Here is a 14,603-nt window from a genome sequence, read left to right as displayed (position 1 = left end):
ACGCTAAGCAGCGCGAAACCGATGATTGTGTGGCAAGATAGCCCTGACGTGCATCGCACCTCAGGGCTTTCTTTTAACCATCATCGGGGATTTCTATGAGTCAATATAACGTTGCTATCATCGTCGGCAGCCTGCGCAAGGATTCCTTCAACCGCAAGCTGGCCGACGCCATCATCAAGCTGGCGCCGCCCGAGTTTTCCTTCAAGCACATTGAAATCGGCGACTTGCCGCTGTACAACCAGGATGACGATGGCGCGCAGGCTGAGCAGGTGCTGCGCCTCAAATCCGACATTTCCGCATCGCAAGCCTTGCTCTTCCTCACCCCCGAATACAACCGCTCTATCCCCGGCGTGCTGAAAAACGCCCTCGACCACGGCTCGCGTCCGTATGGCCAGAGCGTGTGGGGCGGCAAGCCCGGTGCCGTGCTCGGCGTATCCGTGGGCGCCACCGGTACGGCGCTGGCGCAGCAGCATTTGCGCAATGTGCTCGCCTACCTGGACGTGCCGCTGCTGGGGCAGCCTGAAATGTTTATCCAGGCCAAGGACGGCCTGTTTGACGAGCACGGCGGCATCGGTCCGGCCAGCCTCGGTTTCTTCCAGGGCTGGATGCAGCGCTACGTGGACTGGGTCCGCAAGCACGCCATCCACGCTTGATTCCACGCTTGATGCAAGTCAAGGCGGCAGCGCTCAGCGTTGCCGCTTGTTCACATTCTTTGACCAACGATGCCAGGATTTCAATATTGGCACGGCTGTCTCGGTATAATGCGCCCTTTCTGTAGCGCAATACTTTCCAATTTCTTGCCGACTCCATGTGGACTAAACCTGTTCCGCGCATGAACTTGCGCCGTTTGATCGTGCTCGTGGCCTTTGCCAGCGCCCTGGTGTCCCTGGCCAACACCTTTTATGCCAGCTATAGCGTGCAGCGCCAGCTGCTGATCGATACCACCCTGGAAGCGAACCACGCCTACGCGAGCAAGCTGGCCAGCACGGCCGAGGATTTCCTGCAGTCGGCGCGCCAGCAGCTGGCCTACAGCGCCGGCAGCCTGCCGTCGCGCATGGACGACGAGCAATGGCTGACGGAAGAAGCACAGCGCCTGCGCCTGCAGACGAACAGCTTCAATTCCGTGCTTATCGTCGATGCCCAGGGCAAGGTGCTGGGCGTGTCGCCGGAAACCCTGGCCCTGAAAAACCGCACGCTCGACTCGGCCGGCGCCGCGCAGGCGCTGCGCGAACGGCGCCCGCTGGTCACGCAGCCGTACATATCTTCGGTCGGCAATCTGGTGGTGTTCATCTCGCATCCCATCCTTGGCAAGGATGGCCGCTACCTCGGCTACGTGGGCGGCAGCATCTACCTGAAACAGAAAAACATCCTGTACACCATGCTGGGCCAGCATTATTACCGCGACGGCTCCTACCTGTACGTGGTCGACCAGAACCGGCGCCTGCTTTATCACCCTGATCCTGAGCGCCTGGGCCACGTGGCCGGCCGCAATGACGTTATCGACACCATCATCGCGCAGCGGGGCGGCGGCAACCGGCGCATGCATAACAGCCTGGGCGTGGACATGCTGGCCGGCTACGCCGTCATGCCGTCGACGGGCTGGGGCATCGTGGCGCAGCGGCCCACGGCCATGACCCTGGCGCCGCTGAACCAGCTGATGGCCAATACCGTATGGCATTCCCTGCCAATCGCCTTGCTGAGTTTGCCATTCATCTGGTGGCTGGCCAGCCTGATTTCGCGGCCCCTGATGCAACTGGCCGAGGGGGCGCGGCGCATGGATGTGCCTGGTACGAGCGAGCACATCGCCTCCATCCGTGCCTGGTATGTGGAGGCGGCGCAGATCAAGAAAGCCTTGCTGAAGGGCCTGGCGTTGTTGCAGAACAGGATCGGCAAGTTGAAGACCGACGTGGAGACGGACCCGCTGACGGGCCTGTCGAACCGGCGCGGCATGGCGGCGGCGCTCGACGTCTGGCAGGCGCAGGCGCGGCCGTTTTCTGTCATCGCCATCGATATCGACCATTTCAAGCAAGTCAACGATAAATGGGGCCATGCCGTGGGCGATGAAGTCATCCTGCGACTGGCGCAGCTGATGCGCGCCTGTTCGCGCGATGCCGACGTGCTGTGCCGCAATGGCGGCGACGAGTTCATCATGCTGCTGCCCGATGCCGACCTGGACGTGGCCATGCAGGTGGCCGAGCGCCTGCGCGCCAAGGTGGCCGCCGCCGTGATTCCCGGCGCGGGCGCCATCACGGTCTCGCTGGGCGTGGTGGCATCGTCGCACGGGGAGCGCAGCACGGACGCCGTGCTGCTGGCCGCCGACGCGGCCCTGTACGTGGCCAAGGAAAACGGGCGCAATTGCGTGGGCATCACGGAACCCGCCTGACAGGCGTGCCGTGCGGGATGAACTGATCCGTTGTTTTCTGTTGCATCTGAGCCTGTCCCGTTTGCCCGACAGCGCTTACCATATGGCCCTGATGGTGTACAACGGGGACAATGTGCATGGCAACGGTGAATATTGATGACGTTTGAGCAAGAACTTGGCATCCGCTGCGAGGTGGGTGATCAGCCCCACCCGCTGGCCTTGCTCGACTGCCGCGAACTCAATTACGGCCAGCACAGCGTGCTGCCGCTGCACCCGTTCCGCCTGAGCGTGCCGGAAGCGGCGCTGGCGGGACTGCTCGACGAACCGTTCAACAGTTTCGTGCAGGATTGCCGCGAAGACGATCTGCAATACGAGGAAAGCGACTTGCCCGAGCTCAGGGACGCCGGTTACCCCGACATCACGGCCATGCTGGCGGGTCACCGGCCGCTGCTGGCCGAAATGATTGACGACTTCATGATCGGCGACCTGATGTGGGCCATCGGGCGCGCCAGCGGCTACCGCCGGCCCCGCGCCCGTTGCTTGGGCGACGTGGAGGCGGCCGATGGCCGCGCGTATTTTACCGTCAATAAAGTGGAGAAAATCCATTTTGCCGATGGCAAGGTCATCCTGGAAGGGCAGGGCTATTACGGCACCTACATCATCTGGCTGACGCAGGGCCGGCGAGATCAAATAGGCACTTGACCTTCCTCATGTGGGAAGGTTTATAGTCGTGCCATGAACCGTGCCTTTTTCCGCTTTCTCGCCCGCTCGCTGCTCTGGCTGCTGGCCGTCACCTTGCCCTTGCAGGGCTTTGCGTCGGCCATGCGCAGCTGCTGCGTGGACGAGCGGGCGGCAGCGGTCACCGTCACCGCCGTAGCGATGGAGGCGCCCCAGTGCCACGACATGGGCGACATGGCCGGCATGTCCCACATGCAGGACCAGCCGCTAAAAATGGCCATGGACGATGGCGGCGCCGGCCACCCTGGCCACGATTGCAGCAACCACGGCGCCTGCACGGTGGGCGCCACTGCCCCCCGGGCATGCCTGCCTTGCACGCCTTGACCCTGCGCGCGCCGCCTCCGGCGCTGGCACCCGATTCCCTGTTCGCCGGGCATATCCCGCCTGGCCCTGAACGTCCCCCGAGAAGCACGCGCTCCGCCTGACCGCCCGTTGAACCTGGCGGTGCCGCCGTCGCACGTCCCTGCATCTTGATTTTGCAGCTTGTACCGGTCGCGCCAGCGTTCCAGTCGCGCGCCCGCCGCGCCATACCCCGTCATTCAAGGAATACCATGAAGCAATTATTCAGCCTCGCGCTGGCCGCCGGCGTTGCGCTTGCCTCGCTGCCGCTGGCCGCCGCCCAATCGCGGCCCCCATCCGCCCCGCAAGAGGCGCAAGCGCCCGTGCCGGCCGCCGCCTACCGCTCCGCCTTCGCCGGCTACCGTCCCGCCGCCGAGGACGACGCCACGCCCGATCAGACCTGGCGCGCCGTCAACGAGAAAGTCGGCAAGGCCGGCGGCCACATGGGCATGATGAAGATGGATGGCCACAAGATGGAAGGGCACAAGATGGAAGGCCACAAGATGCCGATGGAGAAGCCCGGCCCCAAGCCGGCCGCCCAGCCCGCCCCGCAACACCAGCATGAGGGACACTGAGATGGCACGTTTTACAAAATCAACTTGCCTCACGCCGCTGGCCCTGGCGGCCGCCTTGCTGCTCAGCGGCTGCGCCAGCTTCAGCCCCGATGGCGGCATGCAGGCCGTGTCCGCGCTGGCAGACGCCCGCACGGGCGCCCCTGCGGCATTGACGGACAAGGGCGGCGAGGAAAAGCTGGCTTCCCTGCTGGCCCAGCCCCTGGACGCCGACAGCGCCGTGCGCATTGCCCTGATGAACAACCACGGCATGAAAGTGGCGCTGGCCGAACTGGGCGCCTCCGAATCGGACCTGGTGCAGGCGGGGCGCTTGCGCAACCCGGGCCTGTCGTTCGGCCGTTCGCACGGCAGCCACGGCAATGAAATCGACCGCGGCGTCAGCTTCGACCTGGCGGGCTTGCTGACCATGCCGATGCGCGTGAACATCGAGCGGGGCCGCTTCGAGCAAGCCAAGCTGCAGGCCGCCGGCAGCGCCGTGCAGCTGGCGCTTGAGACGCGCCGCTCTTACTTCAATGCCGTGGCCGCCGTGCAGACGGAAGCGTTCATGCAGCGGGCGCTGCTGTCGGCCGAGGCGGGCGCCGAACTGGCCACGCGCTTGCGGCAGGCGGGCAACTGGAGCCGCCTCGACCAGGCGCGCCAGCAAGTGTTTTATGCGGACGCCGTCGGCGACCTGGCCCGCGCCCGCCACCAGGCATTGGTGACGCGCGAACACCTGACGCGCTTGCTGGGCCTGTGGGGCAAGCAGACCAGCTTTACTTTGCCGTCGCGCCTGCCCGACTTGCCGGCCCAGGCGGCGGAGCCTGGCAATATCGAGGCGCAGGCGATGGAGCAGCGCCTCGACGTGCAGATGAGCAAACTTGACGCCCATGCCACGGCCAGTGCACTGGGCCTGTCCAAGGTGACGGGTTTCATCAATGTGCTCGACGTGGCTTATACCAACAAGAGCACGAGCGGGGCGCCGCGCGAAAACGGCTATGAGGTATCGCTGGAACTGCCGCTGTTCGACTGGGGCGCGGCGCGCAACACCAAGGCGCAAGCCTTGTACGAGCAGTCGCTGCAGCGCACGGCGGGCACGGCGGTGAAGGCCCGCTCGGAAGTGCGCGAAGCGTATTCGAGCTACCGCACGGCCTACGACCTGGCGCGCCATTACCGCGATGAAGTCGTACCGCTGCGCAAGACGATCTCGCATGAAGTATTGCTGCGCTACAACGGCATGCTGGCCAGCGTGTTCGAACTGCTGGCCGATGCACGCGAGCAAGTCGCCAGCGTGAACAGCGCCATCGAAACCCAGCGCGATTTCTGGATCGCGCAAACCGAACTGCAAGGCGCCATCAACGGCAGCGGTCTTGCCAACAAGGAATAATGATGATTACACGTAGAAACTTTTTCATGAATGCGGGCGCCGTCGCCCTCAGTGCGGCAGCGGTGAGCAGAGTCGGTGCGGCGTCCCTGCCGGAAGCCGTCAGCATGGCTGGCGCAGACACGAAAGCGCCGCCACCGCCGCCGAACGGGCGTCCGTACAACCCCGTCGTCACCCTCAATGGCTGGTCCTTGCCCTGGCGCATGAACAACAACGTCAAGGAATTCCATCTGGTGGCCGAGCCCGTCGTGCGCGAACTGGCGCCCGGCATGCAAGCCAATCTGTGGGGCTACAACGGCCAGTCGCCCGGTCCCACCATCGAAGTGGTGGAGGGCGACCGCGTGCGCATCTTCGTCACCAACAAGTTGCCGGAACACACGAGCGTGCACTGGCATGGCCAGCGCTTGCCGAACGGCATGGATGGCGTCACGGGCCTGACCCAGCCGGGTATTCCTCCCGGCAAGACCTTCGTCTATGAATTCGTCGCCAAGCGGCCCGGCACCTTTATGTACCACCCGCATGCCGATGAAATGACGCAGATGGCCATGGGCATGATGGGTTTCTGGGTCACGCACCCGAAAGATCCGAACTTCATGAAGGTGGACCGCGATTTCGTCTTCTTGCTCAGTAACTACGACATCGATCCCGGCAGCTACACGCCGAAGATCATGACCATGACGGATTTTAATTTGTTCACCTTCAACAGCCGCGTCTTCCCCGGCATCGACCCCATGGTCGTGCGCCAGGGCGACAAGGTGCGCGTGCGCGTGGGCAACCTGACCATGACGAACCACCCGATCCACATGCACGGCCATGAATTCGAGGTGACGGGCACCGATGGCGGCTGGACGCGCCCCGAATCGCGCTGGCCCGAAGTGACGACCGATATCGCCGTGGGCCAGATGCGCGCCGTCGAGTTCACGGCAACGGACCTCGGCGACTGGGCTTTCCACTGCCACAAGTCGCACCACACGATGAATGCCATGGGGCATGACGTGCCCACCATGATCGGCGTCGACCACCAGGGCGTGGCGGCGAAGATCAATCAATTGGTGCCCGGCTACATGGTGATGGGCGAACGGGGCATGGCCGACATGGGCGAGATGCAGATGCCGATCCCCGACAATACCTTGCCGATGATGGCGGGCGACGGCCCCTTCGGCGCCATCGGCATGGGCGGCATGTTTACCACGGTCAAGGTGCGCAAGGATCAGAAACCGGGCGATTACCGCGACCCGGGCTGGTACAAGCACCCGGCCGGCAGCGTGGCCTATGAATGGACGGGCGCCTTGCCGGAACCGGTGCGGGGCCAGGGCGCGGGCAAGCCGGCGGCAAAAAGCGGCGTGGAAATGACGGTGCGCAAGCCAGGCGGGCACAGCGGCCATTGACGCTCTCCCGGGGATTGCTAACATGGCACGCCCCGGGGCATGTTGCTTTGTATCAAGGAATTGTTGGTTAGTGACAATCCGAGCATTTTAGTGACAGTTTTTTCCTTATATTCAAGTCATAGCTTAAATTATTGGCTACCGTCTTGTCTGGGAGGAAACATGTTGAGTAAAATGAAAGTGGGGACGCGCCTGCTCGCTGCCTTCTTTTGCGTCGCGCTGATGGGGGCCATCGTGGCCGGCATCGGCATCTTCAACATGGGCAAGATCGATACCATGGCGGGGCAGATGTACAACCATGAATTGCTGGGGCTGTCGTACATCAAAGAGGCCAATATTGCCTTGATCAAGGTGGGTCGCGCGCGCAGCAATTTCTTGCTGGCCACGACCGCCGAGGAGCGCGCCACGCGCCAGGCCGACATCGGCAAATTCCTCGAGCTAAATAAAAGCTATCTGGCCAAGGCCCAGCCGCTGTTCGTCACGTCGGCCGCCAAGGAATTGTTTGCCCGCTTCGCCGCTGTCGAAGCGGAGTACATTGCCACCATGCAGCAAGCCCTGGCGCTGGCGGCGGCCGAGCCGCTGGCGCAGCGCAGCGCGCAACTGGTCGAACTGCTCAACAAGACGCGCCAGCATGCCGATGAACTCGACGGTATGCTGGATAAACTGTCGCTGCAGAAGGAAGAGCGCGCCAAGGCGGCTTCCGAACAGGCCTCGGGCGTGTACCAGGCCAGCCGCAGCTTCATGATCGCGCTCGTGCTGGGCAGCATGGCGGCCGGCCTGGCGCTGGGGGCGCTGATCACGCGCGGACTGACGCGCCAGCTCGGCGGCGAACCGGCGTACGCCGTCAGGATCGCCGGCGCCATCGCCGAGGGCGACCTCACCATCGATATCCGCACGGCCACCCATGACAATGCCAGCCTGCTGTTCGCCATGAAAGCCATGCGCGACAAGCTGGTGGGCATCGTCAGCCAGGTGCGCTCGGGTACGGACACCATCAACACGGCCTCGAGCGAAATCGCCCAGGGCAACCTCGACTTGTCGTCGCGCACGGAAGAGCAGGCCAGTTCGCTGGAAGAAACGGCGTCCTCGATGGAACAGCTGACCTCGGCCGTGCGGCAGAACGCGGACAATGCGCGCCAGGCCAATGCGCTGGCCGGCGCCGCGTCCGATGTGGCCGGCAAGGGCGGCGCCGTGGTGGGGCAGGTGGTGCAGACCATGGAATCGATCAATGCGTCGTCGCGCAAGATCGTCGACATCATCAGCGTCATCGACGGCATCGCCTTCCAGACGAATATCCTGGCCTTGAACGCGGCCGTGGAAGCGGCCCGGGCGGGCGAGGAAGGGCGGGGATTTGCCGTCGTGGCATCCGAAGTGCGCAGCCTGGCCCAGCGTTCTGCCAGTGCCGCCAAGGAAATCAAGACCCTGATCGGCGACTCCGTCGAACAGGTGGAAATCGGCTCCAAACTCGTGCATGACGCGGGCAGGACGATGGATGAGGTGGTGACCAGCGTGCGCCAGGTGGCCGATATCATGCAGGAAATCACGGCCGCCAGCGCCGAGCAAAGCGCCGGCATCGAGCAAGTCAACCAGGCCGTGCTGCAGATGGACCAGGTGACGCAGCAGAATGCGGCCCTGGTGGAAGAGGCGGCAGCCGCCGCCGAATCGCTGCAGGACCAGGCGCAGACCCTGACGGAACTGGTGGGCGTGTTCCGCCTGCATGCCCAGGCCGAAGGCATCGCCGTGCCGGCGGCCAGCAACGTCACGCCGCTGCGCCGGCCCGCGCCGGCGGCCAGGCCGGGCGTGCGGCGCCTGGCCTGACGGCGGCTGGACCGGGCGCGATCGGCGCGGCGGTGGTAGGCTGTCGCTATTGCGCGTTTGCCACTTCCGGGTTCCCCATGCCATCTTCTTTCCTGTCCTCCTTCAGTTTTTCCCTGTTGCTGCTGTCGCTGGCGCCCCTGGCGCAGGCGCAGGAGGGCGATCCCGTCCTGCCTTATCGTCCATCGGTGGCCAGTCCCGCCCAGCTGCCCGTGCCGGGCCAGCTGGAATTCGAGGCGGGCGGCCTGCTGTCGAAAACGGACGACGCGCGCCGCGCCAGCTTGCCGTACACGTTCAAGCTGGCGTTCACGCCCGAATGGGGCGTGCTGCTCGAAGGTGAGGGCTTCGTGCGCGCGCGCGATGACACGGGCCGGCGCGAGACGGGCGTGGGCGACACGACGGTCGTGCTCAAACGCGCCTTTTTGCTCGACAGCGCCACGGCGCTGGGCCTGGAACTGGGCTGGAAGTTGCCCACTGCCAAGGACAGCATCGGCAGCGGCAAGAGCGACGTCTCGTTGAACGGTATTTTCAGCCGCGACCTGGGCGCCGTGCACATGGACGCCAACCTGAACGCCACGCGCCTGGGGGCTTCCGACCCTGGCACGGGCAGGGTGCAAACGGGCTGGGCGGCCTCCTTTTCCACGCCCGTCAGCGACCGCTGGGGCGCCACGGCGGAAGTGTCGGGCACGCGCCTGCGCGGCGCGCCAGCCACGGCGCAGCTGCTGCTGGCTGCCACCTACAGCCCCACGCCGCGGTTGGCCATCGATATCGGCGTGGCGCGTGGCTTGACGGCGGCGTCGCCGGACTGGTCGCTGTTCAGCGGCTTGGTAGTGCCTTTGGGCAAACTGTGGTGAGATTGCGACGCGATTCCTTATGTGTCCTTGCGAACAAACAGTTAGTCACACAAGGTCTACAATTGCGGCATAACTGATAAAAGGAGTGTCCTCATGAAAACCCTCATTCTCGCCGCCGTCCTGCTGTCGGCAGGTACCGCCGCCGTTGCCCAGGTTTCCGTCACCGTCGGCCAGCCAGGCTTTTACGGCCGCATCGACATAGGCGACTATCCCGCGCCGCAATTGATCTACGCCCAGCCCGTCATCGTGCAGCGCCCGCAATACTATGCGGCCCGTCCCATTTATTTGCGCGTGCCGCCCGGCCATGCGAAAAACTGGTCCAAGCACTGCCGCAAGTATAATGCCTGTAACCAAGAGGTATATTTCGTCCAAGATAGTTGGTACAACAACCAATATGTGCCCCGTTACCGCCAGCAGCATGGCGATCATGGCCGTCCCGATTACGGCGACCGCGGCCGTCACGATGACAAGCATGACAAGCACTATGACAAGCGCGACAAGCATGATGACAAGCCGGGCCGAGGCAATGGCAATGGCAATGGTCGTGGCAACGGCAACGGCAACGGGCACAGGGACTAAACAAATAAGCAGGAGGATCTTTGCACAGTAAAATCGTAATCGTAGGGGGAGGTGCAGGCGGCCTGGAGCTGGCTTGCAAACTCAGCCGCAAGCTCGGCCCCGGCCAGGTCACCCTGGTCGACAGCCGCCTGTACCATATCTGGAAGCCGTCACTGCATGAAGTGGCGGCCGGCACCCTGGACATTCATCAAGAGGGCCTGTCGTACCAGATGCTGGCGCATGACAATGGTTTTACCTATGTCTATGGTCCCCTGATCGGGCTCGACGCAGCGTCGAACAGCCTCACCGTGGGCGCCATCGCCACGGACAAGGATGAGCAGCTCTTGCCGCAGCGCCAGGTCAGCTACGACCAGCTGGTGCTGGCCGTGGGCAGCACCTCGAATTACTTCGGCGTACCCGGCGCCCAGGAAAACACGATTTCCCTCAATGCCACGGAAGACGCCGAACGTTTCCGTTTGACCCTGCTGAAACTGCTGGCGATGGCCGAACAGCGCCAGGGCGACGCGGGACATCCCGGCGTCGACATCGTCATCATCGGCGGCGGCGCGACGGGCGTAGAACTGGCGGCCGAATTGCGCGAAGCGAGCGGCGTGTATGCCGCGTATGGTTTCCAGAATCTCAACGCCATCAAGGATGTGCGCATCACCCTGCTCGAAGGGGCGCCGCGCATCCTGGCGCCGCTGCCCGAGCGCGTCTCCCTTGCCGCCTCGAAACTGCTGCACCAGCATGGCATCACGGTGGTGACCGATACGCGCGTCACCACGATCGAAGCCGACAAGGTGACGGTGGCCAGCGGCACCAGCTATGCGGCCGACATCTGCGTGTGGGCCGCCGGCATCCGCGCGCCGGAATTCCTGTCCACTTTGGGCTTGCCTACCAACCGCGCCGGCCAGCTGGAAGTGACGGGCATGCTCAATGTGCAGGGCCATGCGAATATCTTCGCGCTGGGCGATTGCGCCGCCTGTACGGGTCCCGACGGCAAGCTGGTGCCGCCGCGCGCCCAGGCTGCCCACCAGCAAGCCGATTACCTGCTGAAAACGTTCCTGCTGCAGGCGAAGGGCAAGCCGCCGCAAACCAGGCCGTACGAATATCTGGACTACGGTTCGCTGGTGTCGTTTGGCCGCACCACCTCGGTCGGCACCCTGATGGGGTCGCTGAAGGGCCTGAGCTGGTTCGTCGAAGGCTTTGTCGCGCGCATGATGTATGTGAGCCTGCACCTGATGCACCACAACGCCGTGCTGGGCACCGTGCGCACGGCCGTCATGGCCATGGGCCGTTTCCTGATCAAGCGCAGCTCGCCGCAGGTCAAGCTGCATTAAGCAGTTTGCGCCGTAACAAAACAAGGGGCCTTGCGGCCCCTTTTTATTTGCCGCGCGCGAGGGGCGCCGCGTCGCAGCGGCCCCGCGTCATGGGGAAGGCGATGGTGGTGAGCTTGCCCTTCAAGGTGCCGGTGATGCTGGCGTGCAAGATGCGCTCGCTGTCCTGGCGGTAGGTGATGCGGCTCGGGAAGTCATTGTCCAGGTTGGCGAAGATGAATTCATTCGGCTTGTCCTGGCGCAGCAGGTTGAAGATCACGGGCGGCTCGCCCGACGGCTGCACGATGTAGGCCAGCTGGCCCGGTTCCGTGAGGCGGATCTGCACGAATTCAAAGGCCGTCGTCTTGCCGCCCTTGACGGTGCGGCTGGTGCCGAGGATGGTACCGCCGGCGGCCGTGCTCCATTGTTCCCCGGAACCGGGTTCGGCGCCGTCGACGTTCCAGCAGCCGGCCAGCCAGGCCAGCTTGTCCACGGTTTCCGGCGGCGGCACGGTCTTGTCGGCGGCCTGGGCGGCGCCCATGGCCAGCAGCGCTGCCAGCAGGGTGGGGATCAGTCGTTGCATGCGGTCTCCTCGTCGTATCGTTGAGCGGGGCAGGGCGCCCGGCGATGTTCCGGCCCGATGCTGTCTGGCAGGGATTATTCTTTCGGGCTAATGCGCGGCAAGACGGCAGTCAGGGCCATGCCGCCTTGTGGATTCGCCGTCAGGCTCAGGCTGCCGCCGAGGTAATGCACGCGCTCGCGCACGGCGCGCAGGCCGTGCTTGCTCATTTCGACGGGCACGCTGGCCGGCAAGCCGCTGCCGTTGTCCTTGACGGTCATCATCAGCGCCTCGTCGTTGTCGTCAATGATGATATCCACTTCGCTTGCCTGCGCGTGCGCGGCGATATTGCTGAGCGCCTCTTCCAGGGTGCGCAGCAGGGCCACGCCCACGTTGCGCGGGCAGATCAGTTCATCTTCGGGCAGGCTGCAGCGCACGGTGATCTTGTGCTGTTCCGCAAATTGCGCAGCCAGCTCGCCCAGCGCCACATTCACCCCGAGAAACTCCAGCTTGTCGTTCCACAGCTTCATCTGCATTTGCCGGTTGGTCTCGATGACATTCAGCAGCAATTGCTTCATGGTCGCGGCGCGGTCGAGCAAGGCCGCTTCCTGCGGCATTTTTTGCGTCAGCAGCGACAGGTGCATGGTCAGCGCCGTCAGCGACGAGCCGAGGCTGTCGTGCAGCTGGCGCGACAGGGCGCGCCGTTCATTGTCCCAACTGGTGTTGACATGACCGAGCAACTCGCTGAGATCGGCGGCGCGTTCCGCATCGGCCTGGGCCGCTTCCTTGTTCGGATCTGTTTGTGCGGACATAGCGCCCCGTGAATGGTGAAAGGTGGACCAAATTCAAGTTGTGGATCATACATGAGGATTTCATCGCGGGGCGCATGGATGGAAAATTTCTGTCTTTTCGGCAATTTTAATCTCCTCCCATCATTTTTATATGATAGGCAATATTTCTGTTTGCGCCAGCAGGAAGTTGTTCCCGTCTTTACGTACGGCTGCGCACATACCGGGACGCCACACGCTGCCATAGTGGGGTTGTGCATTTTTCCATGCAGCATAGCCGCCCCGCGGCGCAGGGTGCAGTACAGGCCCGTTTACCGAAACGAAAGGACATGCCATGAATATCGAAACCATCGTCGACAAGGAATACCTCGACAAAAGCTTCCGCGACATCGTCAATGCCCCCATCAGCGCCTTGCGCGGCGTCAGCGCGAAGGATGCGAAGGCCTTGCAGCAAGCGTTTGGCGTGACCACCGTACGCGAATTGTCCAACCTTAATTTCGTGAAATGGGCCAGCGCGCTGGCCATCCTGGCCGATGAAGAAGGCATGAGCGGCGAAGAGCGGGCCAAGGAAGAGTTGCTTGACGACGCCGTGGAAATGACCTTCCCCGCCAGCGACCCGATCTCCGTCGATGCCGGCATCACGCGCATCGAAGTACCGCCGGAAACCGTCGATGCGCAGACGGACCACCAGCATGCGGGCCAGCATGAAGTGACGGCTGGCAAGAAATAAAACATCGTGCTCATGAAAAAACCGGCAAGCCATCAACGTGGCTTGCCGGTTTTTTTCATGTGCGGTGCGGCGTAAAAACTCAGGCGATCGACGGAATGTTGTTTTTTTGCATATTTACCTGCGAGGCGATCACCTCGTGCGGGATGCAGCAAAAGCGGTTCTTGCCGGCACGCTTGGCTTCGTACAGGGCCGTGTCGGCCGCGCCCAGCAGGGATTCGACGGTGCTGGCGTCGTCCGGGTAGATGGCGATGCCGATGCTGGTCGACAGGCGCAGGGTCAGGTCGTTGATGAAATACGGCTCGGAAATGACTTCGATCAGCTTGGCGGCCGGTTCGCGTGCGTCGCCCTTGCCGGCCAGGTTGCCCAGCACGATGACGAATTCGTCGCCGCCGATGCGCGCCACCGTGTCTTCCTTGCGCGATGCGCTCACCAGGCGGGCCGCCACCATTTTCAGGATTTCATCGCCATAGCCGTGGCCGTAACTGTCGTTGATGGCCTTGAAGCCGTCCAGGTCCAGGTACAGGATGGCCGACTTGCCGCGGCTGCGGGCCGATTGCTGCAAGGTATGCTCGATGCGGTCTTCCAGCAGGCGCCGGTTCGGCAAGCCCGTCAGCGGATCGTGCAGCGCCAGTTCCTGCTGCTGCTTGCTGTATTGCGCCAGTTCCTTGTACAGCAGCCGCACTTCCAGCATGTTGTGGATGCGCTTGTGCACTTCCATCAGGTCGAAGGGCTTGCTGATGAAGTCGCGCGCGCCCGCTTCCAGGGCGGCGATCTTGAAACTCGGCTGTGCCGTCAGGGCCAGCACGGGCAGGTAGCCGCCATGCTCGATTTCCTTCAAGCCTTTCATGACCTGGAAACCATTGAGTTCCGGCATTTGCAGATCCAGCAAGATCAGGTCGTAGCAATGCTCCCGGTGCAGGGGGCAAACCTGGGCCGGACGCATGGTGGCCGTCACATTGGTGTAGCCGGCATCGCGCAGGATTTCCAGCATCAGGTCAACATTGTCGGGTGAATCGTCGACGACCAAAATTTTGGCTTTCAAAATCTCATCTTGGCTGGGCATGTAAGGTCTCGGTTATACGGTCTATGCAACGCTGGCTTCCACCGCAGATGATGGGCTGACGGCAGTGGGGAAGATAGTAGCGCCTTGCAACAAGTTAGGGCGCACAACAGCGCTTGAGCTCGCTTCTGACGTTCTCGCCGGCCCAGGCCGCCATCTCCAGCCTG

15 protein-coding genes are annotated in these 14,603 nt (G+C 63.4%); 12 read left to right on the top strand and 3 right to left on the bottom strand.

Annotated features, from left to right (window positions below; all coding sequences use genetic code 11):
• Positions 1-95 precede the first annotated feature (95 nt).
• The 11 genes from D9M09_RS16895 (at position 96) to D9M09_RS16845 (ending at position 11,323) form a co-directional block, all read left to right on the top strand.
• A complete protein-coding gene (locus D9M09_RS16895) occupies positions 96-653 on the top strand; it encodes an NADPH-dependent FMN reductase (RefSeq protein ID WP_070222187.1) in 558 nt (185 codons plus the stop codon).
• 155 nt (positions 654-808) lie between these two features.
• Entirely contained in the window at positions 809-2,383 is a 1,575-nt protein-coding gene (locus D9M09_RS16890; protein ID WP_121669948.1) for a sensor domain-containing diguanylate cyclase, read from the top strand.
• Positions 2,384-2,518: 135 nt separating this feature from the next.
• The gene (locus tag D9M09_RS16885) at positions 2,519-3,064 is read left to right on the top strand and encodes a hypothetical protein (RefSeq protein WP_121669947.1); all 546 of its coding nucleotides are present in this window, start codon (positions 2,519-2,521) and stop codon (positions 3,062-3,064) included.
• A gap of 33 nt (positions 3,065-3,097) precedes the next feature.
• The gene (locus D9M09_RS16880) at positions 3,098-3,424 is read left to right on the top strand and encodes a hypothetical protein (protein WP_121669946.1); all 327 of its coding nucleotides are present in this window, start codon (positions 3,098-3,100) and stop codon (positions 3,422-3,424) included.
• Between the two features lie 227 nt (positions 3,425-3,651).
• The gene (locus D9M09_RS16875; protein WP_121669945.1) at positions 3,652-4,014 is read left to right on the top strand and encodes a hypothetical protein; all 363 of its coding nucleotides are present in this window, start codon (positions 3,652-3,654) and stop codon (positions 4,012-4,014) included.
• 1 nt (position 4,015) lies between these two features.
• Positions 4,016-5,374: a TolC family protein gene (locus D9M09_RS16870; protein WP_240453402.1), complete on the top strand. Its 1,359-nt coding sequence runs from the start codon at positions 4,016-4,018 to the stop codon at positions 5,372-5,374.
• Between the two features lie 2 nt (positions 5,375-5,376).
• Positions 5,377-6,759, top strand: coding sequence for a multicopper oxidase family protein (locus D9M09_RS16865; RefSeq protein WP_121669943.1), 1,383 nt, complete (start codon positions 5,377-5,379; stop codon positions 6,757-6,759).
• Positions 6,760-6,918: 159 nt separating this feature from the next.
• Positions 6,919-8,574 carry a methyl-accepting chemotaxis protein gene (locus D9M09_RS29990; RefSeq protein WP_121669942.1) on the top strand — a complete coding sequence of 552 codons (1,656 nt, stop codon included), beginning with the start codon at positions 6,919-6,921 and terminating at the stop codon, positions 8,572-8,574.
• Between the two features lie 77 nt (positions 8,575-8,651).
• Complete coding sequence (locus D9M09_RS16855; RefSeq protein WP_240453401.1) at positions 8,652-9,425, top strand: transporter; 774 nt, start codon at positions 8,652-8,654, stop codon at positions 9,423-9,425.
• Between the two features lie 93 nt (positions 9,426-9,518).
• Complete coding sequence (locus D9M09_RS29120; protein WP_162995520.1) at positions 9,519-10,004, top strand: hypothetical protein; 486 nt, start codon at positions 9,519-9,521, stop codon at positions 10,002-10,004.
• Between the two features lie 20 nt (positions 10,005-10,024).
• A complete protein-coding gene (locus D9M09_RS16845; protein ID WP_070313360.1) occupies positions 10,025-11,323 on the top strand; it encodes an NAD(P)/FAD-dependent oxidoreductase in 1,299 nt (432 codons plus the stop codon).
• Between the two features lie 43 nt (positions 11,324-11,366).
• Here the strand turns inward: D9M09_RS16845 and D9M09_RS16840 are convergent, their stop codons facing one another.
• Positions 11,367-11,882 (bottom strand): DUF6265 family protein, encoded by a 516-nt coding sequence (locus tag D9M09_RS16840; protein WP_121669940.1) that lies wholly within the window; start codon positions 11,880-11,882, stop codon positions 11,367-11,369.
• Positions 11,883-11,956: 74 nt separating this feature from the next.
• Entirely contained in the window at positions 11,957-12,670 is a 714-nt protein-coding gene (locus tag D9M09_RS16835) for a sensor histidine kinase (protein ID WP_070219230.1), read from the bottom strand.
• A 310-nt stretch (positions 12,671-12,980) separates the two neighbouring features.
• Here D9M09_RS16835 and D9M09_RS16830 point away from each other — a divergent pair, with 310 nt between their 5' ends.
• Positions 12,981-13,376 carry a hypothetical protein gene (locus D9M09_RS16830; RefSeq protein WP_070219229.1) on the top strand — a complete coding sequence of 132 codons (396 nt, stop codon included), beginning with the start codon at positions 12,981-12,983 and terminating at the stop codon, positions 13,374-13,376.
• A 79-nt stretch (positions 13,377-13,455) separates the two neighbouring features.
• Here the strand turns inward: D9M09_RS16830 and D9M09_RS16825 are convergent, their stop codons facing one another.
• Complete coding sequence (locus D9M09_RS16825; protein WP_070219228.1) at positions 13,456-14,439, bottom strand: GGDEF domain-containing response regulator; 984 nt, start codon at positions 14,437-14,439, stop codon at positions 13,456-13,458.
• Positions 14,440-14,603 lie beyond the last annotated feature (164 nt).

This window comes from Janthinobacterium agaricidamnosum, from assembly GCF_003667705.1.
In the GTDB taxonomy this organism is placed as follows: Bacteria; Pseudomonadota; Gammaproteobacteria; order Burkholderiales; family Burkholderiaceae_D; genus Janthinobacterium.
This window is presented reverse-complemented; position numbering and strand designations above follow the sequence as displayed.

Excerpts from the sequence above, each read along its gene's own strand:
- D9M09_RS16875 (WP_121669945.1), top strand. The coding sequence starts at position 3,652 with ATGAAGCAATTATTCAGCCTCGCGCTGGCCGCCGGCGTTGCGCTTGCC.
- D9M09_RS16825 (WP_070219228.1), bottom strand. The coding sequence starts at position 14,439 with ATGCCCAGCCAAGATGAGATTTTGAAAGCCAAAATTTTGGTCGTCGAC.
- D9M09_RS16885 (WP_121669947.1), top strand. The coding sequence starts at position 2,519 with ATGACGTTTGAGCAAGAACTTGGCATCCGCTGCGAGGTGGGTGATCAG.
- D9M09_RS29990 (WP_121669942.1), top strand. The coding sequence starts at position 6,919 with ATGTTGAGTAAAATGAAAGTGGGGACGCGCCTGCTCGCTGCCTTCTTT.
- D9M09_RS16865 (WP_121669943.1), top strand. The coding sequence starts at position 5,377 with ATGATTACACGTAGAAACTTTTTCATGAATGCGGGCGCCGTCGCCCTC.
- D9M09_RS16880 (WP_121669946.1), top strand. The coding sequence starts at position 3,098 with ATGAACCGTGCCTTTTTCCGCTTTCTCGCCCGCTCGCTGCTCTGGCTG.
- D9M09_RS16840 (WP_121669940.1), bottom strand. The coding sequence starts at position 11,882 with ATGCAACGACTGATCCCCACCCTGCTGGCAGCGCTGCTGGCCATGGGC.
- D9M09_RS16895 (WP_070222187.1), top strand. The coding sequence starts at position 96 with ATGAGTCAATATAACGTTGCTATCATCGTCGGCAGCCTGCGCAAGGAT.
- D9M09_RS16890 (WP_121669948.1), top strand. The coding sequence starts at position 809 with ATGTGGACTAAACCTGTTCCGCGCATGAACTTGCGCCGTTTGATCGTG.
- D9M09_RS16855 (WP_240453401.1), top strand. The coding sequence starts at position 8,652 with ATGCCATCTTCTTTCCTGTCCTCCTTCAGTTTTTCCCTGTTGCTGCTG.
- D9M09_RS29120 (WP_162995520.1), top strand. The coding sequence starts at position 9,519 with ATGAAAACCCTCATTCTCGCCGCCGTCCTGCTGTCGGCAGGTACCGCC.
- D9M09_RS16870 (WP_240453402.1), top strand. The coding sequence starts at position 4,016 with ATGGCACGTTTTACAAAATCAACTTGCCTCACGCCGCTGGCCCTGGCG.
- D9M09_RS16835 (WP_070219230.1), bottom strand. The coding sequence starts at position 12,670 with ATGTCCGCACAAACAGATCCGAACAAGGAAGCGGCCCAGGCCGATGCG.
- D9M09_RS16830 (WP_070219229.1), top strand. The coding sequence starts at position 12,981 with ATGAATATCGAAACCATCGTCGACAAGGAATACCTCGACAAAAGCTTC.